Source organism: Nonomuraea sp. NPDC049421 (assembly GCF_040677005.1).
GTDB lineage: Bacteria > Actinomycetota > Actinomycetes > Streptosporangiales > Streptosporangiaceae > Nonomuraea > Nonomuraea salmonea.
In genome coordinates, this window is record NZ_JBFAQA010000013.1 from 108679 (window position 1) to 133368 (window position 24690).

General features: G+C 71.6%; 25 protein-coding genes. 18 read left to right on the forward strand and 7 right to left on the reverse strand.

Annotated features, from left to right (window positions below):
• Positions 1–74: 74 nt before the first annotated feature.
• Positions 75–3527 (reverse strand): tetratricopeptide repeat protein, encoded by a 3453-nt coding sequence (locus AB0K18_RS23100; RefSeq protein WP_364917420.1) that lies wholly within the window; start codon positions 3525–3527, stop codon positions 75–77.
• 116 nt (positions 3528–3643) lie between these two features.
• The gene (locus tag AB0K18_RS23105) at positions 3644–4351 is read right to left on the reverse strand and encodes a response regulator transcription factor (protein WP_345395235.1); all 708 of its coding nucleotides are present in this window, start codon (positions 4349–4351) and stop codon (positions 3644–3646) included.
• 176 nt (positions 4352–4527) lie between these two features.
• Between AB0K18_RS23105 and AB0K18_RS23110 the strand changes: the two genes are divergently transcribed.
• From AB0K18_RS23110 to AB0K18_RS23150, 9 genes are all read left to right on the forward strand, one after another.
• The gene (locus tag AB0K18_RS23110) at positions 4528–4779 is read left to right on the forward strand and encodes a MoaD/ThiS family protein (RefSeq protein ID WP_364377966.1); all 252 of its coding nucleotides are present in this window, start codon (positions 4528–4530) and stop codon (positions 4777–4779) included.
• 84 nt (positions 4780–4863) lie between these two features.
• On the forward strand, positions 4864–5529 hold the full coding sequence (locus tag AB0K18_RS23115) for a DUF2993 domain-containing protein (protein ID WP_364917424.1): 666 nt from the start codon (positions 4864–4866) through the stop codon (positions 5527–5529).
• Positions 5530–5566: 37 nt separating this feature from the next.
• A complete protein-coding gene (locus tag AB0K18_RS23120) occupies positions 5567–6079 on the forward strand; it encodes a sigma-70 family RNA polymerase sigma factor (RefSeq protein WP_355417109.1) in 513 nt (170 codons plus the stop codon).
• Positions 6079–7011, forward strand: coding sequence for a zf-HC2 domain-containing protein (locus AB0K18_RS23125; protein ID WP_364917427.1), 933 nt, complete (start codon positions 6079–6081; stop codon positions 7009–7011). Before AB0K18_RS23120 ends, AB0K18_RS23125 begins: the two co-directional genes overlap by 1 nt.
• 187 nt (positions 7012–7198) lie before the next feature.
• A complete protein-coding gene (locus tag AB0K18_RS23130; RefSeq protein WP_364917430.1) occupies positions 7199–7558 on the forward strand; it encodes a thioredoxin family protein in 360 nt (119 codons plus the stop codon).
• Between the two features lie 92 nt (positions 7559–7650).
• On the forward strand, positions 7651–7734 hold the full coding sequence (locus tag AB0K18_RS23135) for a putative leader peptide (RefSeq protein WP_350668905.1): 84 nt from the start codon (positions 7651–7653) through the stop codon (positions 7732–7734).
• A 59-nt stretch (positions 7735–7793) separates the two neighbouring features.
• On the forward strand, positions 7794–8174 hold the full coding sequence (locus AB0K18_RS23140) for a DUF4395 family protein (RefSeq protein WP_364917433.1): 381 nt from the start codon (positions 7794–7796) through the stop codon (positions 8172–8174).
• A complete protein-coding gene (locus tag AB0K18_RS23145) occupies positions 8171–9010 on the forward strand; it encodes a sulfurtransferase (RefSeq protein WP_364377972.1) in 840 nt (279 codons plus the stop codon). The genes AB0K18_RS23140 and AB0K18_RS23145 overlap by 4 nt, the downstream gene beginning before the upstream one ends.
• Positions 9010–9309, forward strand: coding sequence for a DUF1416 domain-containing protein (locus AB0K18_RS23150; protein ID WP_355417121.1), 300 nt, complete (start codon positions 9010–9012; stop codon positions 9307–9309). The genes AB0K18_RS23145 and AB0K18_RS23150 overlap by 1 nt, the downstream gene beginning before the upstream one ends.
• Before the next feature lie 52 nt (positions 9310–9361).
• Here AB0K18_RS23150 and AB0K18_RS23155 read toward each other — a convergent pair whose 3' ends face one another.
• Positions 9362–9913: an XRE family transcriptional regulator gene (locus tag AB0K18_RS23155; RefSeq protein WP_364917434.1), complete on the reverse strand. Its 552-nt coding sequence runs from the start codon at positions 9911–9913 to the stop codon at positions 9362–9364.
• A 160-nt stretch (positions 9914–10073) separates the two neighbouring features.
• Between AB0K18_RS23155 and AB0K18_RS23160 the strand changes: the two genes are divergently transcribed.
• Positions 10074–11375, forward strand: a complete 1302-nt coding sequence (locus tag AB0K18_RS23160; protein ID WP_364917435.1) for a hypothetical protein — start codon at positions 10074–10076, stop codon at positions 11373–11375.
• 9 nt (positions 11376–11384) lie between these two features.
• Here AB0K18_RS23160 and AB0K18_RS23165 read toward each other — a convergent pair whose 3' ends face one another.
• The 3 genes from AB0K18_RS23165 to AB0K18_RS23175 all read right to left on the reverse strand — a co-directional run bounded on the left by AB0K18_RS23165 (position 11385) and on the right by AB0K18_RS23175 (position 14498).
• Positions 11385–12926: a hypothetical protein gene (locus AB0K18_RS23165; protein ID WP_364917437.1), complete on the reverse strand. Its 1542-nt coding sequence runs from the start codon at positions 12924–12926 to the stop codon at positions 11385–11387.
• 262 nt (positions 12927–13188) lie between these two features.
• A complete protein-coding gene (locus tag AB0K18_RS23170) occupies positions 13189–13836 on the reverse strand; it encodes a hypothetical protein (protein WP_364917439.1) in 648 nt (215 codons plus the stop codon).
• Complete coding sequence (locus AB0K18_RS23175; RefSeq protein ID WP_364917441.1) at positions 13833–14498, reverse strand: hypothetical protein; 666 nt, start codon at positions 14496–14498, stop codon at positions 13833–13835. Before AB0K18_RS23175 ends, AB0K18_RS23170 begins: the two co-directional genes overlap by 4 nt.
• A gap of 170 nt (positions 14499–14668) precedes the next feature.
• Between AB0K18_RS23175 and AB0K18_RS23180 the strand changes: the two genes are divergently transcribed.
• From AB0K18_RS23180 to AB0K18_RS23200, 5 genes are all read left to right on the forward strand, one after another.
• A complete protein-coding gene (locus AB0K18_RS23180; RefSeq protein WP_364917444.1) occupies positions 14669–16615 on the forward strand; it encodes a hypothetical protein in 1947 nt (648 codons plus the stop codon).
• Between the two features lie 224 nt (positions 16616–16839).
• A complete protein-coding gene (locus AB0K18_RS23185; RefSeq protein WP_364917447.1) occupies positions 16840–19692 on the forward strand; it encodes an ATP-binding protein in 2853 nt (950 codons plus the stop codon).
• Positions 19693–19868: 176 nt separating this feature from the next.
• On the forward strand, positions 19869–21098 hold the full coding sequence (locus AB0K18_RS23190; protein WP_345395268.1) for a MurT ligase domain-containing protein: 1230 nt from the start codon (positions 19869–19871) through the stop codon (positions 21096–21098).
• A complete protein-coding gene (locus AB0K18_RS23195; protein WP_355417148.1) occupies positions 21088–21807 on the forward strand; it encodes a glutamine amidotransferase in 720 nt (239 codons plus the stop codon). The genes AB0K18_RS23190 and AB0K18_RS23195 overlap by 11 nt, the downstream gene beginning before the upstream one ends.
• 137 nt (positions 21808–21944) lie before the next feature.
• Positions 21945–22736, forward strand: a complete 792-nt coding sequence (locus AB0K18_RS23200; protein ID WP_364917452.1) for a metalloregulator ArsR/SmtB family transcription factor — start codon at positions 21945–21947, stop codon at positions 22734–22736.
• A 5-nt stretch (positions 22737–22741) separates the two neighbouring features.
• Here the strand turns inward: AB0K18_RS23200 and AB0K18_RS23205 are convergent, their stop codons facing one another.
• Positions 22742–23104 carry a DsrE family protein gene (locus AB0K18_RS23205; protein ID WP_364377989.1) on the reverse strand — a complete coding sequence of 121 codons (363 nt, stop codon included), beginning with the start codon at positions 23102–23104 and terminating at the stop codon, positions 22742–22744.
• A 62-nt stretch (positions 23105–23166) separates the two neighbouring features.
• Between AB0K18_RS23205 and AB0K18_RS23210 the strand changes: the two genes are divergently transcribed.
• The 3 genes from AB0K18_RS23210 to AB0K18_RS23220 all read left to right on the forward strand — a co-directional run bounded on the left by AB0K18_RS23210 (position 23167) and on the right by AB0K18_RS23220 (position 24668).
• Positions 23167–23655, forward strand: a complete 489-nt coding sequence (locus tag AB0K18_RS23210) for an FABP family protein (RefSeq protein ID WP_364917455.1) — start codon at positions 23167–23169, stop codon at positions 23653–23655.
• Entirely contained in the window at positions 23655–23951 is a 297-nt protein-coding gene (locus AB0K18_RS23215; RefSeq protein ID WP_364917458.1) for a DUF2470 domain-containing protein, read from the forward strand. Before AB0K18_RS23210 ends, AB0K18_RS23215 begins: the two co-directional genes overlap by 1 nt.
• 303 nt (positions 23952–24254) lie before the next feature.
• Positions 24255–24668: a Fur family transcriptional regulator gene (locus tag AB0K18_RS23220; RefSeq protein ID WP_345395277.1), complete on the forward strand. Its 414-nt coding sequence runs from the start codon at positions 24255–24257 to the stop codon at positions 24666–24668.
• Positions 24669–24690: the final 22 nt, after the last annotated feature.

The following is a 24690-nucleotide window of genomic DNA, read 5'->3' on the forward strand; positions in this document are numbered from 1 at the left end:
GAGTCCAGGAAACGAGAAGCCGCGCGAAAGATCTGCGACCTCAGAACCGAGATTTCACGACTTTTATCGGTGTTTCACGTGAAAAGCCGGAGCTCCTCCGCGGCCCGCCGCGCCTCCACCAGATCGCCCACCTCTTCGAGCGTCCGCACGGCCTCCCGCAGATGCGCGACCGCCGCCTCCTGCCGCCCCAGCCGGGCCGAGACGAGGCCGAGCGCCCGCGAGGCGCAGCCGAGGTCGCGGCGCGTCCCGCAGTCCTGGTGCACGTCCCTGGCCTGGCGGGCGTACGGCAGCGCCTCCTCGGCCCTGTCGAGGTCGAGCAGGATCATGGCGAGCGTGGTCAGCGCCGCCGCCCAGCGGTCGCGCGTACCGCTCTCGTGCTGCAGCTCGACCGTCTCCCTCGCCGGCTCCAGCGCCGCCGCCGGCCGCCCTGCCGCGTGCAGCGCCTGCGCCACCGACAGCAGCGCGCTCGCCCGGTTGTCGCGCAGCTCCTCCCTGATCGCCAGCGCCGCCTTGGCCGCGCGCAGCGCGGGCCGGTGCTGTCCCAGCGACAGGTACGTGTACGCGAGCGTCTCCTGCACGTCCGCCTCGGCCCGCCTGATGCCCTTGCCCTGCACGATGTCCAGGGCCTCCAGCGCGTACGTGAACGCCACCTGCGGCCTGCCCTGCCGCCGCCGCACCCGCGCCAGCCGGTTGAGCATGCGGGCCTCGACCGGCTCGTCGTTGATCACCCGGCTGATGGCCAGGGCCTGGTTGAGATAGTCGTCGGCGCGCCGGTAGTCGGCCAGCCGCCAGTAGACCAGCCCGATGTCGCCCAGCGTCTCCGCCCTGCCCTGCTCGTGGTGCAGCTCGACCTGCACGGCCAGGGCCTGCTCGTAGCAGGACAGCGCCTCGTCGTAGCGGGAGCCGTTGCGCGCGATGCGGCCGAGCGCGCACAGGGCCCGGCCGCAGCCGTACTGGTCGCCGGTCGCCGTGTAGCCCGCGAGTGCGCGCTCCGCGTCGCGCCGCGCGTCGTGCGGCAGCCGCAGCAGGTCGTAGATCTCGGCCAGGCAGAGCAGCGTCTCCGCCTCGGCGTGCTCGTCGCCCAGCTCGTGGCAGATCGACAGCGCCTCCAGACCCTCCGACAGCGCGGCGTTCGGCTCGCCCAGGTTGCGCTGCACGGTCGCCAGGATGATCAGGCTCTGGGCGGTGCCGCGCCGGTCGCCGAGCTGCTCGCGTACGTCGAGTGCCTGGCCGGCGTAGTGCAGGGCCAGCTCGTGGCGCTCCTGCGACAGGTGCAGCCGGGAGAGCGTGTGCAGGCAACTCGCCACCCCCGCCTGGTCGCCGATCTCCTCGTACAGGGCGAGCGCCTCGGAGGCGTGGCGCAGCGCCTGCTCGCTGTTGCCGGCGATGCCGTGCACCTCGGCGAGGTCGTTGAGCGCCCGTGCCTGGCCCTCGCGGTCGCCCAGCGAGACGTGGTCGGCCAGCGCCTCCCCGATGAACCTGGCCGCCAGCGTGGACGGCCCGATGTCGCGGTGGATCGAGCCCAGGTTGCCGCGCATGAGGGCGATGGCCCTGCGGTTGCTCACCTGCATGGCCGAGGCCAGCCCGCCCTGCTGCACCTCCAGGTCGTTCTCGTAGTAGCGCAGCCGCCTGAACGGCTCGAACACCGCCGCCGCCAGCCGCCACGCCATGCCGTGCGCGCCGCTCTCCCCGGCCATCCGCACGGCCGAGACCAGCGAGCGCCGCTCGGCCTCGAACCACTCGCCGGGCGTCGCCGGGTCGTCGGCCACCGCCAGGTAGTGGTCGAGCAGCCGCGCCCTGGCCTCGCGCACCCCGGCCTCCGCGTGCCTGCCCAGCTCCCTGGCCAGCCGCTTGACCAGGTCGTGCACCCGGTAGCGCGAGCCCGGCAGCGGCTCGACCAGGTACGCCCTGTGCAGCCCCGCCAGCGCGGCCACCGCGTCCTCGACCGGCGCGCCGAGCGCCGCCGCCAGCACCTCGGGCGTGAAGTCCCGCCCTGGCAGCAGCCCCACGTGACGGAACGCCCGCCGCTGCGCCGGGCCCAGCGACTCGTACGCGAGGTCGAGCGCCGACCTGAACGCCTCCTCCGGGTCGCCCACCAGCAGCCGATCGGGCTTGCGCAACTCCTCCACCCGCCCCCGCACGCTGAGCCCGGGGTCCTCGGCGAGCTTGGCGGCCGAGATCCGCAGCGCGAACGGATGGTACGAACACACCCGCGCCAGCTCGGCCAGCGCGTCCCTGTCGGCCGCCCTGGGCGAGTCCTTGCCCAGCACCGCGATGAGCAGCGCCACCGCGTTGCCCGGGCCGAGCACGCCCAGGTCCATGAGGTCGGCGTGCCCGGTGGCCCGCAGCGGGCCCATCCGCGTCCTGCTGGTCACCAGAGCCACGCAGTCCTTGCCGCCGGGCAGCAGCGCGCGTACCTGGGTGGCGTCCGCGGCGTTGTCGAGGACGAGCAGCAGCCGCCGCCCGGCGATCCTGCTGCGGTAGAGCAGCATCAGCTCGGCCTCGTCCGAGGCCGGCATGTGCTCGCCGACCCCGAGCGAGCGCAGGATCTGCCCGAGCGCCTCCGCCACCGTCATCGGCGGCTGGCTGGGCGACTGCCCGCGCAGGTCGATGACGATCTGCCCGTCGGGGAACCGGTCGGCGTGCTGGTGCGCCCAGCGGGTGACCAGCGCGGTCTTGCCGACGCCCGGCAGGCCCTGCACGACCATGGTGTTGGTGCGCCGCGGCCGGTCGAGCCAGTCGGTCAGCAGGTCGAGGCTCTGCTGCCGGCCGGTGAAGTCGGAGACGTCGGCGGGGAGCTGGCGCGGCTTGGGCATCTCGCGTACGGGGACGGCGCTGTTCGGAGCGGGCCCGCCCGGCCGGGTCAGGAACGGCGTCACCCGCCCCTTCCACGGCGCCGACAGGTGCTCCCAGCTCCCCGCGGCGGCCCGCAGCGCGACCGGGTCGGCGATGCGCAGCCGCCGGTAGCCCGGCCTGACCAGCCAGCCCCGCTGCGTCCACTGGGTGAGCTGGCGCTGCACCACGTCGGGCGAGCTGCCCACCAGGTCGGCCAGCGTCTCCATGGACAGCGGCGGCGCCGACTCCGAGGCGAGCCCGTAGCGTTCGTCGAGGTGCAGCAGCCAGACGGCCAGCCGGGCCGCGACCGGCGCGCGGGCCAGCGCCTCGTGCCTGCGGGCGGCGAGGTTGCGCGCGAACAGCTCCTGCACCAGCGCGGTCGCCACGGCGGGCGCCGCCGCGGCCTGCTCGCGCAGCCGCCGCAGGTCGATGGGCCAGGCGCGGACCTCGGTGAGCGCGTCGACCTTGACGCGGTCGGCGGGGCTCCAGAAGGCCAGCTCGCCGACGATGTCGCCGTCGCCCCGCAGGTCGTGGACGGCCTCGCGGTCGCCGGCCGGGGTGTACTCGCGGGCGTAGCCGTAGTCGATGAGATAAACGCTGTGGGCCGGCCGGGACGGCGAGCACATCGTCTCGTTACGGTGGAACACGTGCGGGCGGGCGCCCTCGTCGACCAGCGCTTCGAACAGACCCACCGTGCACACCACCCCTGGGCGGGACGGCGGTGTCCCTGACATGACAGGCAGCAACGGCCTGTGCGACGACCTGTCACATCAGTTGACGACAGCGGGCTGCCGCTGTCAATCGGGGATCAGACGCTCGCGGTGTCGGCCTTGTCGGTGTCGGCGCGGTCGGGGACGAAGCGGTAGCCGACGTTGCGGACCGTTCCGATCAGCGACTCGTACTCGGTGCCGAGCTTGGCGCGCAGCCGCCGGACGTGCACGTCGACCGTCCTGGTGCCGCCGAAGTAGTCGTAGCCCCAGACCTCCTGCAGCAGCTGGGCCCTGGTGAAGACCCTGCCGGGGTGCTGGGCGAGGTATTTGAGCAGCTCGAACTCCTTGAACGTGAGGTCGAGCACGCGCCCGCGCAGCCGCGCGGTGTAGGTGGCCTCGTCGATCGACAGGTCACCGCTGCGGATCTCGTCGGGCACCTCCTCGGCCGCCGCCTGCGAGATGCGGCCGGTGGCCATGCGCAGGCGCGCCTCCACCTCGGCCGGGCCCGCGCTGTCGAGCAGGACGTCGTCGACGCCCCACTCGGCGGTCATGGCGGCGAGCCCGCCCTCGGTGACGATGACGAGGAGCGGGCAGTCGATGCCGGTGGTCCTGATGAGCCGGCACAGGCTCTTGGCCTGCACGAGCTCCTTGCGCGCGTCGACGAGGACCGCGTCGGCGGGCGGGGTGTCGATGAGCGCGGACGCCTCCGCGGGCGAGACCCGGACCGAGTGGAGCAGCAACCCCAGCGCAGGCAGCACCTCGGAGGAAGGCTCGAGGGCGTTGGTCAGCAGCAGCAGGTTGCTCATTACGGCCTCCTCAAACACGCAAGGACCCGGGGGCTACGTCGCCCGAGTCCATGTGAGTGAGGATATCCCACGAGTTAGTCGCGTCCATTGCGCGTCCAGCGGGTGAACAGCGCGTCTCCTGAAACAAGCTTGTTAAGGAGAACGCACAATAGGGCTGAAACGATTGTGAGGAAGGCATGGCCACAGGAAAAATACGTTATTGGGCGGCGGCGAAGGATGCCGCCGGAGTCGCGGAAGAGTCGTTCGACGCGGTCACTCTTGGTGAACTCATGACCAAAATCACACGCGATCGTGACGAACTGGCCAGGGTGGTGCTGCGCTGCTCGTTCCTGGTGGACGGCTCACCTGTGGGAAAGCGCGCGCACGATCAGGTGGTGCTCGCCGACGGCTCGGTCGTCGAGGTGCTGCCGCCCTTCGCCGGCGGCTGATCCGCTGGTGAGCAACCGCTTTCCGGGGGAATGAGTCATGCCGGATCGATAGGCTCTTGACCCCCGCCCAAGACAGGGAGCCCCATGCGCAAGCTGATCGTTTCGCTGATCGTGCTCGTCATTCTCCTTGTCGCCGCCGACCGGGTCGCCGTCGCGGGCGTCGAGCGCGATCTCGCCAATCGCATCGCCGCCTCCGCCGACCTGTCCGGCACCCCGACCGTCACCATTACGGGCATCCCCTTTCTGACCCAGGCCATCTCCGGCCACTATCCGGAGGTGCGGTTCGACCTCGGCACGTTCACCTACGGCGGCGTCCCCGTGCGCAACCTGCACGGCGCCGCCCACGACGTGACCGCGCCGCTCGACGGCATCCTGCAGAACCGCCCCGACGTCAGGGCCCGCCGCGTCACCGTCGCCGGCACGCTCAGCAGGGCCACCATCGACAAATACGCGCCCCAGGGGGTCAAGATCGGCGGCAACGGCGACAGGCTCACCGCGTCGGGTGAGGTGACGGTGGGCGCCCAGAAGGTGAAGTTCGACGCCGAGATGCGGGTCGAGCTCGTCGACGGCGGCATCAGGGTCCAGGCGGAGAAGATCGAGGGCGTGCCCGACCAGGTCGCCAGGCTGGTCTCCTACACCATCCCGTTCAAGGGCGAGCTGCCCTTCGACGTGAAGGTGACCGGGGTCAGGAGCGTGCCGGGCGGGCTCGAGTTCTCGGCAGAAGCGTCTGACGTGCCGATCCGTGGATGAGCGTGAACCGTCGCGTCGCCGCGTACGTGATGAGGACGTGACAGCAGCGGACACCGCCGACGAGGAACTCGTGAGGACCCTCTTCGACGAGCACGCTGGGCCACTCTACGGTTACGTGCTGCGCATGACCGGCGACTCGGGCCGGGCCGAGGACGTCGTCCAGGAGACCCTGTTGCGGGCCTGGCGGCATCCCGAGGCCATGTCCGGGCGGCCGATCCGCGCGTGGTTGTTCACGGTGGCCCGTAATCTCGTCGTGGACCAGCATCGCGCCAGGAAGGCCAGGCCGCCGGAGACCGGCGACGAGGCGCTGGCGGTCCTGCCGGCCGACGACGAGCTCGAGCGTGCCGTCGAGTCGTGGGCGGTGGCCGAGGCGCTCGCCGCGCTGCGGCCCGAGCACCGCGACGTGCTGCTGGAGGTCTACTACCGGGGGCGATCGGTGAAGGAGGCGTCGGCGACGCTGGGCATACCGCCGGGAACGGTCAAGTCCCGTACGTACTACGCGTTGCGCGCCCTGAAGCTGGCGCTCGAAGAACGGGGGCTGGCGCCGTGATGACGTGTGAGGAGGTCCGGATCGCGCTCGGCGCGCACGCCCTGGGCGCACTCGACCCGGAAGAAGCACTGGAGGTCGACCACCACCTGGCCACCTGCGAGGCGTGCGGCGCCGAGCTTGAGGAGCTGGCCGGTCTCACGTCGTTCCTCGGGAAGGTGTCAGAGCGCGACGTCGAGGTGGTGACCAGCCCGCCGCGGCAGGTGCTCGACCGGCTGCTCAACGACCGCGCCAGACGGTCGCGGCGCGGCCGGATCCTGACCGCGGTCGCGGCGTGCGCGGCGGTGCTGGTGGTGGGCGGCACGGTCTGGACGTCGATCCAGGTCACGTCGAGCCACGAGGCGACGACCGCCGAGGCGCCCGCGGCCGCGCGGTCCCAGGAGTCCGGTCCGCGGGTCCTGGCCGACCAGGGCGCGTCGGAGGAGAGCGCCGGCGACCGTCCCATGGTCGAGCCGCGGCGCTCCGACCAGTCCGACCAGTCGCGTCAGTCCGACGCCGCCGAGCAGGCCCCCACCGAGCAGCCGTACGGCGCGGTGACCACCCCGAGCCCCAGCCGAGCTCTGAAGACCCCGGCTCCGACCGACGCGGAACTCCGCGCTTCTCCCGCGCCCCGCAAGGCGCAGGAAGGACGCGAGTTCACCGGCACGAACCGCTCGGACGGCTACCGCGCCACGGTCCAGGCACTCCCCGCCGAAACCGGCACCGAGCTGGGCGTCCGCGTCACGGGCATCCCCGTCGGCACCACGTGCGGCCTCGTCGTGGTCGCCGCCGACGGCCGCCGCGAAACCACGGAGACCTGGCAGATCGCCCCCGACACCTACCGCGAAAGAACGGTCTTCTCCCGCCGCACCTCAATGGCGCTGCCGGAGATCACCTACTTCGAAGTGGTGGACGAGTCAGGCAGGCCCCTGATCGAGATCCCCGTCCACAAGTGACCCGAGAGAGCTCGGCCCGCTCACCGCGAGGCCCTGCGGCTGGGCGAGTCGTCCGGCGGGGCTTGCCCCGCCGGCGCTCCTCTCCCTGCTCCAGCCGCCGACGGTGGGAAGGAAACGTGGGGGCGGGAGGTTGCAGTGGGGGTTGGACCGGAGGGCGTCGGCCGCGGCGCTCGGCTTGTTGATCGGGGTGAGTCACCTGCGTCGGGACGATCGCGCACATGAGGCCGCCTCCGAGCGTCTTTCCGCGGAGGAGCTCGGGGAAGGGCTGGGAGAGCGGGCGACGCTCGTGCAGTTCTCGACGGCGTTCTGTCAGCCGTGCCGGGCGACCCGCAGGATTCTGGCCGATGTGAGCGCGCTGGTGCCGGGGGTGCGGCACGTCGAGGTGGACGCCGAGTCGCGCCTGGAGCTCGTCCGCAGGCTGGGGATCACCGGCACGCCGACCGTGCTGGTGCTCGATCCGGCGGGGACGGTGGTGAAAAGGGCGTCTGGGCTGCCCAGAAAGGCCGAGGTGCTGGCGGCGCTGGCGCGAGCCGTACCGGAAGTGTGACCGGAAAGTGTGACAGGCGATGTGTCTCACATGTCGTCTCACCAACCGGACGAGATGTGACAGATGACGAGACGCCGAGTAGTGTCTTGTTCATGAACCCATCGACAGAGCTGCTGACGAAGCGGCGCGCGGTTGATTTCTGCCGCGTCGCCACCGCGCTCTGTCGCGCTGCCTGAGGACGATCTCGCGCGGATTCGCCATCCGCCTCAAATCGACCCTTCAGGAGCATCCTGCGATGCGTGCCGATCCCAGAATGCTGCGCTTCGGCGCGGCCGTCACCACCCAGATCCTCGCCTCCGTCCTGATCTCCGAGAGCCTCCGGCTGCTCGCCGTCAGGGCGCTGAGTCACGCACTGGGTGTGGTCCGTCGCTCACCGCACACGATGCTCCGCCCGGCGCCCGGCGCCGGGAAGGACCCCGGACTCCTCCGGCCGGTCCTCGCGGTCGTGGGGCCGGCCGGATTCGCCGCCGTGATCACGTCGCAGGCCCTTTCGGCCTCGGCCGCGGCCACCCTCGCCGCCTTCCTCATCGCAGCCTGTGGATTCTGCCTTGGCTGCGCGATGTACCTGCTCATTCGCCGACTACTGCCCGCCGCCAACATGGAGGTATCCCAATGAGCCGCTCCGCCGCCCTGGTGGACGCCGACTGGGTCGAGGCCAACCTCGACACGCCCGGAGTCGTCCTCGTCGAGGTCGACGAGGATGTCAGCGCCTACGACAAGGGCCACATCCGTGGCGCCGTGAAGGTCGACTGGCGTCAGGACCTGCAGGACCCGGTGCGACGCGACTTCGTCGACAAGACCGGTTTCGAGGCCCTGCTGTCCGACCGCGGCATTTCCAACGACGACACCGTCGTGCTCTACGGCGGCAACAACAACTGGTTCGCCGCCTACGCCTACTGGTACTTCAAGCTCTACGGCCACGCGAACGTCAAGCTGCTCGACGGCGGCCGCAAGAAGTGGGAGCTCGACTCCCGTGAGCTGGTGCGCGACGTGCCGCAGCGGCCCAAGACGCAGTACGTCGCCAAGGACCAGGACACCGCGATCCGCGCCTTCCGCGACGACGTGGTGTCCGCGATCGGCAAGCTCAACCTGGTCGACGTGCGCTCGCCCGACGAGTTCACCGGCAAGCTGCTGGCCCCCGCCCACCTGCCGCAGGAGCAGGCGCAGCGCGGCGGCCACGTGCCGACGGCCCGCAACATCCCGTGGTCCAAGGCGGCCAACGACGACGGCACCTTCAAGTCCGACGACGATCTGCGCGCCCTCTACCAGGAGGCCGGGGTCGACTTCGGCAAGGACACCATCGCCTACTGCCGCATCGGCGAGCGGTCGGCGCACACCTGGTTCGTGCTCCACGAGATCCTGGAGCAGTCCAACGTGAAGAACTACGACGGTTCGTGGACCGAATACGGCTCGCTCGTGGGCGTGCCGATCGAGCTGGGGGAGGCCCGCTGATGAGTGCACAAGGGTGCGGCGCGCCGGAGCAGACCGTGGCGCTGCCCGCCGGCATCGATCTGTCCAACCAGGCCGTCATCCAGGGCGTCGTGACCGGCGCCGGCACCGCCTACGCGCGGCTGCTCGACCACTCCGGTGAGTTCACCGGCGAGGTCGTGGTCTCCGACGACGGCGTCTTCCGATTCTTCGCCGCCCCCGGCGACTGGACCGTCCGCATCATCGCGGGCGGCGGCGTCACCCGTGACGTCCAGGTCCAGGCCAAGCTGGGTGAGGTCGCCCAGCTCGCGGTGGCCGTCTGACACATGACGAAGGGCCCGCGTCCGGCTGACGGACGCGGGCCCTTCGCATGCCTCACGGCGGTGGGGTGGGGTAACGCATGAGGAGCGTGGCGCGTACGACGTCGGGACCGTGCGCGCGGTAGCCGTGCGGCACGTCGGACCGCCACGAGATGTGGTCGCCAGGGCCGGCCGTGAGCGGCGCGTCGACGGGGCCGGCGCTCAGGGTGCCGGTGAAGACCGTGACGTGCTCGCTCACCCCCTCGTGATGGGCGGGTGAGGTCTGGGTGAGGCCGGGCGGGACGCGTACGCGGTAGAGCTCGTACGTGACCCGGTCGTCCTCGAAGACCTCGAGCAGCTCGGCCTCGATGGCCGTGCCCCGCATGACCTGCGGCTCCGGCGGCGCGTCGAGGATGGCCCCGATGGGCACGCCCAGCTGCGCGGTGATCGCCCACAGAGTTTCGAGCGTGGGGTTGCGGGTGCCGGTCTCCACGCCCGACAGCGTGGCCTTGCCGATGCCCGCCCGCTTGGCCAGCTCGGAGAGCGAGACGCCGCGCGCCTGTCGCAGCCGCCGCAATCGATCGCCCACCACGCGGGGATCGGTGTCGATCGCGGGTTGCGGTTTCATACCGCAATGGTGCCGTACGGGAGGCGGGTCGTGACCCCGTTCGCCGGGGGGAAACCTTTGTCACCGCCGGGGGAAGGCGTCGCTCACCTGGCTCTTGATCGCGCAGCGTCTTCAAGGGTTGCGGCTGCGTCACATGGGACAGAACGCTACGATTCCACAGATGTCCGGTTCGACAGGTGTGACGGCGCCGCCGCAACCAGGGCCCACACCGGCTCAGCAGATGCCGTCGCCGTACTCACTGCCCCTGCACGCCCTGCGCCTGGCGGGCACGTGCGCCGCGCCGCTGATCCTCTGGTACGCCGCGGGCCAGCTCGTCCGTTTCGTGCTGCTCTACGCCGCCTCCGAGGTCGCGTACGGGGACTACCGGCAGGTCCGCCTCGTCGCCGTCATGACCCTGCTGACGCTCATCGTGCTCGCCGCGATGACCGTCACCGCCGGCATGCTGCACAGCCTGCGCGGTGCGCTGTGGGAGGTGCGCGCACGAGCCGGGGACGGCGTCACGGAGGAGAAGTTCTTCCGCACCCTCGACCGGATCGCGCCCGCGTTCGCGGTGCTCTATCTGGCCTGGGGCTTCCAGAAGGAGGACGCCAGGGACGTCTTCCAGATGGACATCTTCCACCACCTCTACGATCAGCAGGACGCGTCCTTCTTCGGTGAGCAGAGCGACGTCGGCCGCGGCCTGGTCGACCTGGACTGGCGGGTGTCGCTCGGCGCCATGGCCGTCACCTTCGGGCTCAAGTGGCTGTTCTCCAAGTTCGTCGAGCAGAACAAGGGCAAATTCTTCGGCTTCCTCGCCGCCTTCTCCGAGTTCGCCTTCGTCTTCTACGGCCTGAACGCCACCGTCGCCTTCAGCGACGCCCGCTCGGAGTGGGTGCAGCACCGCAAGGCCATCGCCGGCACCGAGGAACTGCTCACCCAGGCCAAGGAGAACGTGCCGCTCTGGGACACCGTCACCAGCTGGTGGGGCGAGGTGTGGCCGCTGTTCCTCGACGGCGTGGCCGTGCCGCTCGCCTGGCTCACCGTGGCCATGCTGGTCTTCGGCGCGTTCTCCGACGAGGCCCGCACCCTGCTCAGGGGCACCCGCCTGGAGCGCGGCATCGATCGGCTGGAGGGCAGCCACGACCTCACGCAGAAGTCGTTCGACCAGCTCACCGGCGGGTTCAGGGACCGCTGGGTGCCGCTCGCCAACTCGCTGCGGATGATCTTCAACGGCGGGATGCCGCTGTTCGGCATGATGTGCCTGTGCTACGCCGCCCTCGAGATCGGCGGCCAGTACGCGCAGCGCGGCGTCATGATGCTCATCGGCGCCCGGGACGAGTGGGTCGGCGTCTACCAGGCGGTGCCCGTGTCGTTCGTCCGGGACATGGTGGTGACCGTGCTCACCATGGCGCTGCTGGCGGCCACGTACGATCTCGCGGCCACCCGCGCCCGCCTGGCCGGCCGCCCGCTCGACGAGGGGTGACCGGCCGGCTCAGCGGCGCCTGAAGCGCAGCACCTCCACGTCCGGCACCAGCTTCTCCGCGCCCTCGCGGGTGAACAGCTCGTCCGTCGGGGTGTCCGAACGGTAGTTGCTGGGCCGGAACGACAGCTCCACCTCGTCCGCCACCGGCGTCGGCACGATCGCCAGCCCCTGGATCTTGTACTCCCTGCCCACCACGAGCCGGTCCGTCGGCCGGTCGCCCACCGCCTCGATGGGCGCCGTCCAGATCCGTCCCGCGCGGTCCTGCACCTGCACGTCGGTGGGCTCCGCCACCATCGTGGCGCTGCCCTTGTCCACGACCTTCCGGCTGATGTCCACCTTGAGCCAGGTCACCTCGGGGCCGTGCGAGCTGTCCGGGGGCGCGTCGGTGCGGGACAGTGCGGCCTTCCACTCGACGCCGTTCACCTTGCCCGCCTGGCCCGCCGCGACGAGGATCTCCTTCGTCTCCTTCTCGGTGGTCTTCTCGTAGAAGACGTGACCGTCGTAGGTCTGTGCGGCGGTCGTCAGCAGGCACGCCAGCACGGCCGCCGCGGCCACCAGCGCCGTACGCCGCTTCGACCTGCCCCCACCCTGGGCCCCGGTGCTCTCCACCGGCCCCTGCCCGCTCGCTTCGGGGCCGGGGAACGGCTCAGCGCCCGGGGCGCCCTGCGCGAAGGACTGTCCCTCTCCGGCCGCGAGACCGGGCGCTCCCACCGCCATGGGCGGGGCGACGGGCGGGGGGATGGGCGGTTGAGCCGGGGCGCCCGGCCGGTACTGCGGCGGCGGCCCGGCCGTCCTGACAGCGGGAATGGGCTGCGTCGCACCGCCGACCGGCTCCCGGGGAGCGGGCGGCCACACCTGCTGATCATTGGTGGCCCGCCGCCCCCGCACCTCACCGGCCTGCGGCCCGGCCCCCGGCCCAAACCGCCGCCCACGCCCGGACCCCCGCTGGTCGCCGGGCCCTTCGCCGAAGCCGCGCCCGTCGCTCTGCCCGAACGCCGCCTCAGAACCTTGCTCGCCGTGGGCGGGCCCACCGGAGTGCCTGCCGCCGCTCCGCCCGGCGCCGGCACCACCCGGCACCGCCGGCGCGGCGCCGGGCCCGAACGCGGGGTCACCCGCCGGCGCCTGGGCAGGCCTGGGCGCTTCAGCCGGAGCGCCGCCCCAGCCGTGCTCGGGGGCGTAGGCGGGCGTGCCGGCCCGGCCCTGGTGAGGGGTGGGGGGAGGGGTGTCGGTCGGTGGGCCGGCCCAGGGTTGCTGAGGGGCGTCGGGGTGTGCGGCGCTCCAGGCTTGGTCTGCGCCGTAGGAGGGGCCGCTTGGCTGCGGGGGGCGGGGGGCCTGTGCGGGCGCTTGTGCGGGGTCGTAGGCGCCTCTGGGAGCCCAGCCGGCGGGTTCGGCCGGATGGCCGTGGGGTGCAGAGGGGTCAGGGGCGGCGTGGCGGCGGCGGGGCTGGGGTGTGGGGGCGTTCCCGGGAGCCCAGTCGTGTTCGGACGGGGACCAGTCGTAGGCGGACGGGGCGCCCTGGCCGGACGCGCGGCCGGGGAGGCCGCCGCGCATGCCGGGACCCGGCGGAAGGCCCTTGCCAGGGGCCTGCTCATGGGCCGACTGCGGCGGGACGTCGGACCCGGGCCCGACGCCGGGCCCAGCGCCAGGTCGAGTGCCGAATCCAGCGCCAGGCTCAATGCCACCAGGCCCAGGGCCGGGCCCAGCGGCGGGCCCGACGGCGGGTCCTGCGGCGGGGCTTGCGGTGGGTTCTGGGTCGGGGTCGGGCTTGGGGTCTTTGCGGGGCGAGAACCAGTCGTTCGTGCTCATCCTGAGATCACTTCTTAACGATCGAGTAGACGTCCTGCGGCGAGTCGGCGAGCTTGCGCGCCGCCGCCTCGTCCAGGCCGAGATCGATCTCGACCTCAGGCCGGTACGGTTCCTGAGCCCCCGCCTGCGGCGGCAGCTTGAACACCACGCGCGCCCCCGGCAGCGCACCGGCGGGGACCTCGAAGAAGAACGGCCCGCTGACCCAGATGTCCGGCTGCACCCACACGTTGGCCAGCGTCTTCTGCCTGTCCACCCGGTCGGTGGCGGCGAACCGCACGCCGTCGGGGGTGAGCAGGTCGGGCTGTCCCAGGTGGTACGGCTTCATGCTGGACTTGGCCGACGCCCGGACGACGAGGAAGACGTTCCCCGTCTCGATGGTCTCGGTGTCGGAGAGCTGGATCTTCCTGGCGGTGGTGAACGAGTCGAGCCGTACGGAGAACCGCTGGGCGTCCACGACCTCGCCCTTGCCGCCCGTGTAGCTGAGCGGGTCGTTGACGGTGCCCCCGAGCGCCTTGGTCTGCAGCCCGACAGCGGCGAGCAGCATCACGAGCCCGGCGGCCACGCCGGCGACCCCGGAGCCGCGGCCACGGCGCCGGCCGCCCCGCCTGGACTGGCGGCCGGGGACGGCCTCCGAGCGCTGATCCGTGAGGGTCATGCCGTGCCGCCCTTCTTCACCGGCAGGGTCACGCGGGCCTTGATGACGGGCCGCAGGGATCGCTCGCCGGCTTCTTCGGTGACCATGGTCCACTCGAGCCGGGCGTTGTTGAAGCTCTCGCGCTCCTCGAAGGAGGCCACGTCGAGGGTGACCTTGTCGGGCACCTGCTCGCCGTCCTGCAGCCGGTACCTGACGACGACCTCGCTGGTCACGCCGGGGTGCAGCTGCCGGGTCTCGCCGCCCTTGCTGAGCGCGAACACGGACGGCCCCCACTCCTCCTTGAACGCCGGCGTGATCTTCACGAGTGACCCGGCGAAGGTGGTGGACGTGAACGCCTGCTCGGGCTTGGCGGGCGGCGAGCCCACGGGGAGGGTCTCGTCGCCCTTGTTGGTGACGTCGAAGACGAGTTCGAGGAAGCGCTTGTCCTCGTCCCACGTGTTCTGGGCCCGCTCGACCCTGAAGCGTGACCCGACGAACTTGGTGTCGTACAGGCCCTGGTCGAGCACGGCGCCCGGGCTGAGCGGCTCGACCTCCTCGGGAGCCTCGCCGAGGCCGCCCAGCAGGGCGGTGATGCCGATGACGGTCAGAGCCGTCAGGGCGATGGCGGGCACCACTACCGGGCGTCTGGGCTTGTCAGTGCGGTCGCCGGAGGGTTCCGTCATGGGTAAGGATGGTAATAGCTCCCGTTCGTCTCATCTGCCGCAATGCTCCCATCGGACTGGTCAAATTGCCGAGAACCCTGCCGCTACGGTGGTTCTAGCTCATACGCTGTCACGGAGCGGGAATGGGCTGAGCCCTACACCTAATGACATATCGGCGGCCGGAGGGTCACGTGGCGGACGTGCATCCCGAGCATGCCCAGCTCCAGGCGGACCGCATCTACCTGGGCTGGCAGTACATCCTGCTCCATCCCGACCCGGGGCCGCCGCCCAAACGCCCCTCGCCGGGCGAGGAGGCGGCCGCGCAGGAGCAGCCCGACCCCGCCGCGTCCGAGCTGCTGCGCCGCGAGCGGCAGCTGGAGGACATGCTCAACCGGCCGGTACGCCACGTCCGCCTGTTCATGCTCGTCCTCACCGTGCTCATCCTGGGCGCCGCGCTGTCCGGCTACCTCGCCTGGCCCTTCGCCCTGCTCGGGCTGGTCGCGGCCGGCGGCGTGGCGGGCATCTGCAGCTACGCGCTGCTGCAGGGCGACCGCGCGGTCAGGTACCGGGTCCTCGAACAGCAGGCCAAGGACGAACGCCGACGTCAGGAACGTGACAAGGAGCTGTTCCGCGCGCAGGAGGAGCACGCCCAGCGCTACCGCGAGTGGCAGGAGTCGAAGGAGCGCCACGACAGGCAGCTGACCTGGTACGCCGTCTCGGTGCCCGACGAGATCGACCGCATCGACGTGGCGGGCGGCACCTTACCCGGCTGGTCGGCGCTGGTGACGCTGATCGGCGCGACCCGGCTCTACAGCGGCGGCCACCTCACGGTGCTCGACCTGTCGGAGGGCGCGATCGCCAAGGACCTGATCGAGCTGGCCCGCAAGGGCGGCGACGACCCGCTGGTGTGGGTGCTGCCGGTCGACCTGCCGCGGCTCGACCTGGGCGCCACGCTCAAGCCTGAGGCGTTCGCCGACGTCCTGGCCCACGTGGTGAGCGTCAGCGAGGAGCACCGCACCACCCGCGACCTCAGCTTCGACAACGCGATCCTGGAGCGGGTGCTCGAGGTGCTCGGCGAGAACGCCACCATCAGCCAGGTCACCGCCGCGCTGCGGGCCCTGGCGCAGGTGGGCGACCCGCGCGACGACCTGCGGTTCGGGCTGATCACCGCCAGCCAGCTCGAACGCATCGGCACGTTGTTCGGGCGCGGGGTGAGCGACCGGGTGGTGATCGAGCGGGCCTGGGCGCTGGAGTCGCAGCTGCGCAAGCTGGAGTCGCTCGGCACGCAGGCCGTGCGGCTGCCGCCGGCCCGGCTGCGGGTGGTGAGCATGGACCGGCAGGCGGGCGTGTTCGGCAACCGGGTGCTCGGCACGTACGTCGCGACGGCCCTGACCCACATCCTGCGCCAGTCGCCCGCCTCCGACCGGCCCTGGTACCACACGATCATCGTGGCGGGCGCGGACAAGCTCAGAGGCGACGTGCTCGACCGGCTCATGGACGCCTGCGAGACCTCGCGTACGGGACTCGTCCTCACCTACCGCTCGCTCACCCCCACGGTCAGGGAGCGGCTCGGCAGGGGCCACGCGGCGGTGGCGTTCATGCGGCTCGGCAACGCCGAGGACGCCCGGGTGGCCAGCGAGCACGTCGGCACCGAGCACCGGCTCGAGCTGGCCCAGCTCACCGAGACGATCAGCGACTCGCTGCCGGGGCTCGACGGCGGCTACACCTCCACGATCGCCCAGGTCGACGACGAGCACGAGGACCGCGACGAGCACGCGCCCGACCTCGCGGGCGACATCACCGAGTCCACCGAGTGGGGGCGCACCGCCGACAAGATCTCCGAGAAGGAGCGGGTGCTGCAGCGCTCGCGCGAGTTCCTCGTCGAGCCGCACCAGCTCCAGCAACTCCCCACCACGTCCGTGATCGTCACGGACGCCACCGCCGAGGGGCGCCGGGTCCGCCTGGCCGACGCGAACCCGGCCATCCTCACCTTCCCCAAGACCACGCTCGGCGAGCTGGAGGACGTCCGCGAGGCGGTGCTGGCACTCGACCCCAGGGCCGGCGACGGCGACGGAGAGCCGCCGCCGAACCTCGGGCCACCACCGCCGCGCCTGGACTGGCGCAAGGGCAGGCAATGACATGGTCAATGTCAAGGTGACGAGCTGACGGTTGGCGGAATTTAACTACGAACCGTCTGTGGGGGATTGAAATGCAGCCGAGCGTCGCGTTGAGCGGGCCCTGGTATCGAATTCAGTCGATCGCAGCACCCTCGCGAAGCTCGTCGGCGGAATGGGATTTCGTCACCGTGCTTCCCGCGGTGTTGTCGGCGGCGCAGCGTGACCGGCCTTTCGTGATCGGGTGGTTGTCGCGTGGATCGGGGGCGCCGCTCGAGCTGATCACGAACGCGGGACCGCTGTCGCCGCCGCGCCAGCCGCGCAGGTCCACCGACCTGCCCGACCATCCGAGCGGGCCGCAGCCGCTGCTGTTCCCAGGGGGAGCGCGCGGGATGCGGCTGGACGAGGAGTACCTGGCCGACCTGGCCGACCTGGTGTGGACGCCGTGTCCCGGACGTCAGGCGCCGCCGTTGGGCAGCAGAGGGCGCGAGTTCGACCCCGACGAGCTCAGGCGGCCCACGTTGTTCGAGTCGACGCTGGTCACGCTCATGTCGCGGCCGTTCGCCTGGCTGGTGGTCGCCGAGCCGACCGATCTGCTGGACGCCGAGGTGGCGCACCTGCGTACCCAGCTCAACGTGCTGCGTCAGTACGGCGACGCCTCCGAGCGCTCCCGGTTCGACGCGGAGCGAGCCGAGCGGCGCATGCAGGAGCTGGACGCCTTCCGCGAGGCGGGTCTGTGGAACGTGCGCGTGCTGGCCGGTGGCGCCACCGCCGAGGAGCTGCGGCAGATCGCCCCCGTGCTCGTGGGGTCGGTCGAGATGAGCCATCATCCGTACCGGCTGCGCAGCTCGCACGGGGCCGCGTACGCGCTGCCCGAGGCGCTCGCCATCACCATGCAGGACCCGGCCGACGGCGCCGCGGCCCCCTTCGCCGCGACGGCGGGCGCGCTGGCCGCGCTGGCCGGGCTGCCCCGGCGCGAGGTGCCGGGCGTGCGGGTGCTGGAGTCGGGCTTCTTCGACGTGACGTCGGAGTCCGACGGCAACGGGGACGGCGGCGAGCTGCTGCTCGGCGAGATCCTCGACGGCCAGGACCGGGGGGTCGGCATGTTCCGGGTGCCGCTCGCCACGCTCAACCGGCACGCGTTCGTCACCGGCGCGACCGGCTCGGGCAAGTCGCAGACCGTACGCCACCTGCTGGAGCAGCTCAGCCGCGCCCGCATCCCGTGGCTCGCGATCGAGCCCGCCAAGTCCGAGTACGCCGCCATGGCGGGCCGCGTCCCCGACCCGGTCACCGTCATCAACCCCTCGGCCCCCGACGGCGTGCCGTTCAGCGTCAACCCGCTCGAACCCGAGCCCGGCTACCCCGTCCAGGCCCACATCGACATGGTCAGGGCGCTGTTCATGGCCGCGTTCGACGCCGAGGAGCCGTTCCCGCAGATCATGTCGCTGGCCCTGCAGCGCGTCTACGAGGCCACCGGCTGGGACGTCGTCACCGGCGGCGCCGTGCCGGGTTCCGACGTCCCGCCCAGCGTCCCCACCCTCGAACAGCTCCAGCAGCACGCCATGGACGTCATCAAGGAGATCGGCTACGGCCGCGAGGTGCAGGCCGACGTCGAGGGCTTCATCTCGCTGCGGCTGCGCTCCCTGCGCGTCGGCTCCGCCGGGCGCTTCTTCGAGGGCGGTCACCCCGCCGACATCGGCGGCCTGCTCGAACGCGACGTCGTGCTCGCCATCGAGGACGTCGCCAACGACGAGGACAAGGCGTTCCTCATGGGCACGCTGATCATCCGGATCGTCGAGCACCTGCGCATGCGCGCCCGCCGCGAGCGCTCGACCGGGCTGCGGCACGTCATCGTCATCGAGGAGGCGCACCGGCTGCTGCGCGACCGCGGTCACGGCCGGGCCTCCACCCACGCCGTCGAGCTGCTGGCCGGGCTGCTCGCCGAGATCAGGGCGTACGGCGAGGGCATCGTGGTGGCCGAGCAGATCCCCACCAAGCTCGTCACCGACGTGGTCAAGAACACCGCGCTGAAGGTCGTGCACCGGCTGCCCGCCGAGGACGACCGCCGGCTCGTCGGCGCCGCCATGAACCTCAGCGACGAGCAGTCACGCCACGTGGTCTCGCTGCAGCCGGGCTCTGCGGCGGTGTTCGCCGACGGCATGGACCGGCCGCTGCGGGTACGGGTGCCGCTGGGCGAGTCGCGGGAGAAGGTGCTGCCCGGGCCGCCGCCGCCCATCAGGGGGCGCAGGTCGGCCGCGTGCGGGGCGCAGTGCCGTACCGGGCAGGCGTGCACGCTGGTCGAGCTGCGCGAGGCCGACGTGCTCGCCGGGGCGCAGGAGTGGGCCTGGCTGCGGATCTGGTGCGACACGGTGGTGCTGGCCTTCGTCAGCAACCGGCCGCTGCCCGGTGTGCCGCGCGCGTTGTCGGCCGCCTGGGGCGACCTGCCGCCCCGGCGCAGGGAGTGCCTGCTCGCCACCCTCATCGAGCGCTGCGTGCAGCGCCGCGCCTGGTCGCTGCGCACGTGGTTCGACCCCTCGCTGCTCACCGAGAAGGCCGCGGAGGCCGCCGGCCGGCTGCTCGGCGGGCTCGACAGCGGCGGCGAGCGGCCGGGCGCGTCGTGGGTCATCCCGCAGGTGCGCTGGCTGCACGAGGTGGAGCGGCTCTTCCCGTACGGCCACCCCGCCCCGAACCTGCGCAGCCCCGCGCCGCCCATGGAGTACGCCCTGTTCCGCCCGTCCGCGGGCACCGGCGACCTCGGCCACACCGAGCTGCTCGGCCACCGGGCCAAGGCGCTGCGCCACCACCCGCTGTCCATGGAGGTGGACCACAACAGGGAGCTGGCCTGGCGGGTGATACTCGGCGACGACGAGCACGAAAGCGTGCAGGGCGACATCCTGACCGTGGCCATCGGGGTCGAGGCGGCGGCCAGGATCCGGCACGTCGGGCAGACCATGGGGGCGGGCTGGCTGGAGGGCGTGCTGTCGTGGCCGCGCCGGTTCGTGCTGCCGTTCGAGCAGGGCGGCGCCCCCGAGATCACCTTCGCCGAGCCGACCGGGGCGCCCTTGAACGCGGCTCCCGCCTACAGCACCCCGTCCCCGTGAGCTCTGCCGGACGCCGCTGAGTGCCGCGTCCGGCCCCGGCACAGGGCGCCGGAGGCCGGCCGCCTGCGGCACACCGGGGATCGCGCAGGGTGAACCTTCGCATGGGCGGTCAAACCGGGCGGGGTTTTCGCGCGCCCCTCCGAACCAGGCGGTAACCCGGACTAGGATCCATGCACATGACCCAGCTTCCTCTGCGGGCCCAGCTCGCCAGCGCCCTGGGACGCAGTGCCGCCACGCTGTCCAGGATGACAGGGCGCGGTGACGGATCGGTGATCGGCGGGCGGGTCGGTCTGCTCCTTGAGCCCGACCTCCTCCGCAAGCTGGCCCGTGACCGCAAGCTGGCTCTGGTCAGTGCGACCAACGGCAAGACCACCACGACCCGGCTGATCACCTCGGCCCTGCTGGAGCTCGGCGAGGTCGCCACCAACGCGTTCGGCGCCAACATGCCGGCCGGCCACGTCTCGGCGCTCTCCCAGCACAAGCGCGCCCCCTACGGCGTGCTGGAGGTCGACGAGAAATACCTGCCCGAGGTGCTCGACACGACGGGCGCGGGCGTCGTCTGCCTGATGAACCTCAGCCGCGACCAGATGGACCGCGCGGCCGAGATCTGGCTGCTGGCCCAGAAGTGGCGCAGGGCGCTGTCCGGCAAGCCCACCCACGTCATCGCCAACTGCGACGACCCGCTCGTCACCTGGGGCGCCTCCACGGCCGCGAAGGTCACCTGGGTGGCCGGCGGCCAGCGCTGGAAAGAGGACTCGTGGTGCTGCCCCGAGTGCGGCGGCCCGCTCGACCGCAAAGACGCCGACTGGGCGTGCCGCGAGTGCACGTTCCACCGTCCTGAGCCGCAGTGGGTGGTCGACGACGACGCGGCGATAGACCCGCGCGGCCAGCGGTGGCTGCTCGACATCCAGCTTCCCGGTCAGGCCAACCGCTCCAACGCGGTGATGGCGCTGGCCGTGGCCGAGGCGTTCGGACTGCCGGTCGAGCAGGCGCTGCCCCGGCTGCGCGAGGTCACCTCCGTCGCGGGCCGCTACACCACGGTCGAGCGCGACGGCCGGCACGCCAGGCTGCTGCTGGCGAAGAACCCCGCGGGCTGGCTGGAGGCGTTCGACGTCGCCGACCCGCAGCTGCCGATCATCCTGTCGGTCAACGCGCAGGGCCCCGACGGCCGCGACACCTCGTGGCTGTGGGACGTCGACTACCGCATCCTGCGCGGGCGCCCGGTGTTCGTCACCGGCCAGCGCCGGCTCGACCTGGCGTTGCGGCTCGACGTGGCGGAGGTGCCGTTCACGCTGTGCGAGTCGTTCAACGAGGCCCTGGCCATGCAGCCGCCCGGCCGGGTCGACGTGATCGCCAACTACACCGCCTTCCAGCAGATCCGATCGGAGTTCGGCCGTGCCGTCTGACAGCGCCCTTCGCATCGTCTGGATCTATCCCGACCTGCTGAGCACCTACGGCGACCAGGGCAACGTGCTGGTCCTGGAGCAGCGGGCGCAACGGCGGGGCATCGAGACGGAGACGATCCACGTACGCTCGGCCGACCCGGTGCCCGAGACCGGCGACATCTACCTCATCGGCGGCGGCGAGGACCGCCCGCAGATCCTGGCCGCGGGGCGCCTGCGCAAGGACGGCGGCCTGCACCGCGCCGTCGCGCGGGGGGCGTCGCTGCTCGCGGTGTGCGCCGGCTACCAGATCATGGGCAGCACGTTCGGCGGCGAGGAGGGGCAGCCGGTCGACGGCATCGGCCTGCTCGACATCTCCAGCGTCCGCGGGCCCGCCCGTGCGGTGGGCGAGCTGGTGGCCGAGGTGGACGCCGCGCTCAACATCCCCACGCTGACCGGCTTCGAGAACCACATGGGCGTCACCCGCCTGGGCCCCGGCGTCAAGCCGCTGTCGAAGACGATCGTCGGCACCGGCAACGGTGACGGTTTCGAGGGCTGCTACGCCGGCCACGTCGTCGGCACCTACCTCCACGGCCCCGCCCTGGCCCGCAACCCCGGCCTGGCCGACCTGCTGCTGTCCTGGCGCGTGGGCGACCTCGCCCCCCTCGACGACACCCGCTACGAGGCCCTCCGCCAAGAACGCCTCACCACGGTCCTCCAGCAGCAACACTGATTGATCAGCTCGACGCTCGGCCCGGTTCCCGCTGCCTGGGAGCCGGGCCGTCGTGTGTCCTCTGTTGACAGGCAGCTATCTGGCTGCCTATTTTGGTGATAGGCAGCCGAACGGCTGCATGTCAGGATGGCGAAACGATGGACGACGTGTTCAGGGCGCTGGCCGACCCCAGCCGCCGCCGCCTGCTCGACAGCCTCAACGCCCGCGACGGGCAGACGCTGCGCGAGCTGTGCGCGGGGCTCGACATGGCCAGGCAGTCGGTCAGCAAGCACCTCGCCGTGCTGGAGGAGGCCAATCTGGTCACCACCGTGCGGCGCGGGCGGGAGAAGCTGCACTTCCTCAACGCCGTACCGATCAACGCCATCGCCGAACGCTGGATCAACCGGTACGACCGCCACCGGGCAGGCGCCCTGGCGGACCTCAAGACGGCCTTGGAGGAACGTCCCATGGATCAGGACGTCGTCTACACGACCTACATCCGCACCACCCCCGAGCGCCTCTGGCAGGCGCTCACCGACCCCGCCTGGACCCGGCGCTACTGGGGGGTCGAGCTGGAGTCCGACTGGCGGGAGGGGTCGGCGGTCACCTGGACGTACAAGGGCGTCAGGATGGCCGACCCCGACCAGGTCGTGGTGGCCTCGGAGCCGCACCGGCGGCTGGCGTACACGTGGCACTCGATCACGCCCGAGTTCGCCGAGCTCGTCGGCCTCAGCCCGGAGGGGCGGGAGGAGATGGCCAAGGAGGCGCGCTCGACGGTGTCGTTCGAGATCGAGCAGGCCGGCGAGCTGGTCAAGCTGACCGTCGTGCACGGCGGGTTCGAGCCGGGCAGCTCGATCAGGGAAGGCGTCGGCCAGGGCTGGCCGGAGATCGTCTCCAGCCTCAAGACCCTGCTGGAGACCGGCGAGCCCCTGCCGTCAGGCGACCAGTAGCCGACTCAGTAGACGAGAGCCTGGACGCCCTCGGCCGTGACCTCCTCGACGAACGCCGGCGCGCCCGCGATGCGGATGCCGTCGATGAGGTCGTCGACGGTGATGTTCCTGCGGGCGGCACACTGTGTGCAGAGCGTCACCCGCCCGGCCGCGAGCAGGGCGTCGAGCAGGTCGGTGAGCGGCGCGGCGTGCGGCAGGCTGAACTCCTTGGCCCGGCCGGGCAGCGCGAACCACGACGACTCCCCGGTCAGCCACAGGGAGACGGGTACGCCGCTCGCGAGCGCGGCGGCCGCGACCGTGAACGCCTGGTTGCAGCGCTCGGGGGCGTCGGCCCCCGCGGTCACCTTGATCACCAGTGATCGTGCCATGCCGCCACCCTAACGCCCCGCACCGCCGCCGCCACCGGTCGCCGCCACTAGTCTTGGACACCATGGAAGAACCTGAGCTGCACCCCGGCCTGGAGCCGATCGCGTTCCTGCTGGGGCGGTGGGAAGGCGCCGGCGTGGGCGGCTACCCGACGATCGAGAGCTTCAACTTCGGTCAGGAGATCGAGTTCGGCCACAACGGCAAGCCGTTCCTGACCTACGTGAGCCGCACCTGGCTGCTCGACGACGCGGGCAACCGCGTCAGGCCGCTCGCCACGGAGACCGGCTACTGGCGTTCGCTGCCCGAGCGGCAGATCGAGGTCGTGCTCTCCCACCCGACGGGCATCGTCGAGATCTACATCGGCGAGGTCGTCTTCCACAAGATCGAGCTGCGCACCGACGTCGTCGCCCGCACCGCCTCGGCGAAGGAGTACACCGCGGGCCACCGCCTCTACGGCCTGGTCAACGGCAACCTCATGTGGGCCTACGAGATGGCCGCCGTGGGCCACCCGCTCACCGACCACATGTCGGCAGAGCTGAAGAAGGTCGCCTGATGAGCACGCCGTTCACCCCTGACGTGGTCGAGGCGATCAAGCGGCACATGAACGACGACCACGCCGAGGACGGCCTGCTCATCGTGCGCGGCCTGGGCGGCAGGCCCGACGCGGGCACCGCGGTCACGAGCGACGTCGACGCCGAGGCGATCACGTTCACGATCGACGGCGGCGAGCGGGTGCGGGTGCCGTGGGGCGAGACGCTGACCGAGCGCGCCCAGGTGCGCAAGGCCGTCGTGCGGCTCTACCGCGAGGCGTGCGAGAAGCTGGGAATGCCCGCCCGCGGGGAGCACTGAGGCTCCGGCCGAGGGCGGGCATGAAGAAGGGCCCCGGACAACACTCCGTCGCGCTGTGCGGCGGGCCGGATGGACCAATGGCCGGGATCAGACGTCCCGCCCTCCGGCTGTCAGGGGCCCCGGTGGTTGCCTCGTATTCGCTGACGTCACGAGACAACAGTCCGCGAGGTCAGCGGACAACCACCTCGCTAGCCCGACTATGACTAACCATTATTCGGACCACCTCCTTTCCGCGTACCAACGAAGCTATGCGGTCCGCCGCGAAACGGGCAAGTGAATATCGTCGCGGCATAGACTCGGTGCATGACGGAGACGCAGTGGCACGAAGAACTCCGCGCCAAGGGCTACCGGGTCACCCCGCAGCGTCAGCTCGTCCTCGAGGCCATCAAGGAGCTTGAGCACGCCACGCCGGAGGAGATCTGCGTCAAGGTGCGCGAGACGGCGCGCGGCGTGAACATCTCGACCGTCTACCGCACGCTGGAGCTGCTGGAGGAGCTGGGCCTGGTCACCCACACCCACCTCGGCCACGGCGCCCCCACCTACCACCTGGCCGCCGAGGCCGACCACGTGCACCTGGTGTGCAGGGGCTGCGACCAGGTGTTCGAGGTGCGTCCCGAGCTGGCCGAGGGCCTGGTGAAGGGGCTCGACCAGGAGATGGGCTTCGTGGCCGACGTCCATCATCTGACCGTGTTCGGCCGCTGCCGCGACTGCCGCTGACCCGGGGAGAACGCGACCGGCC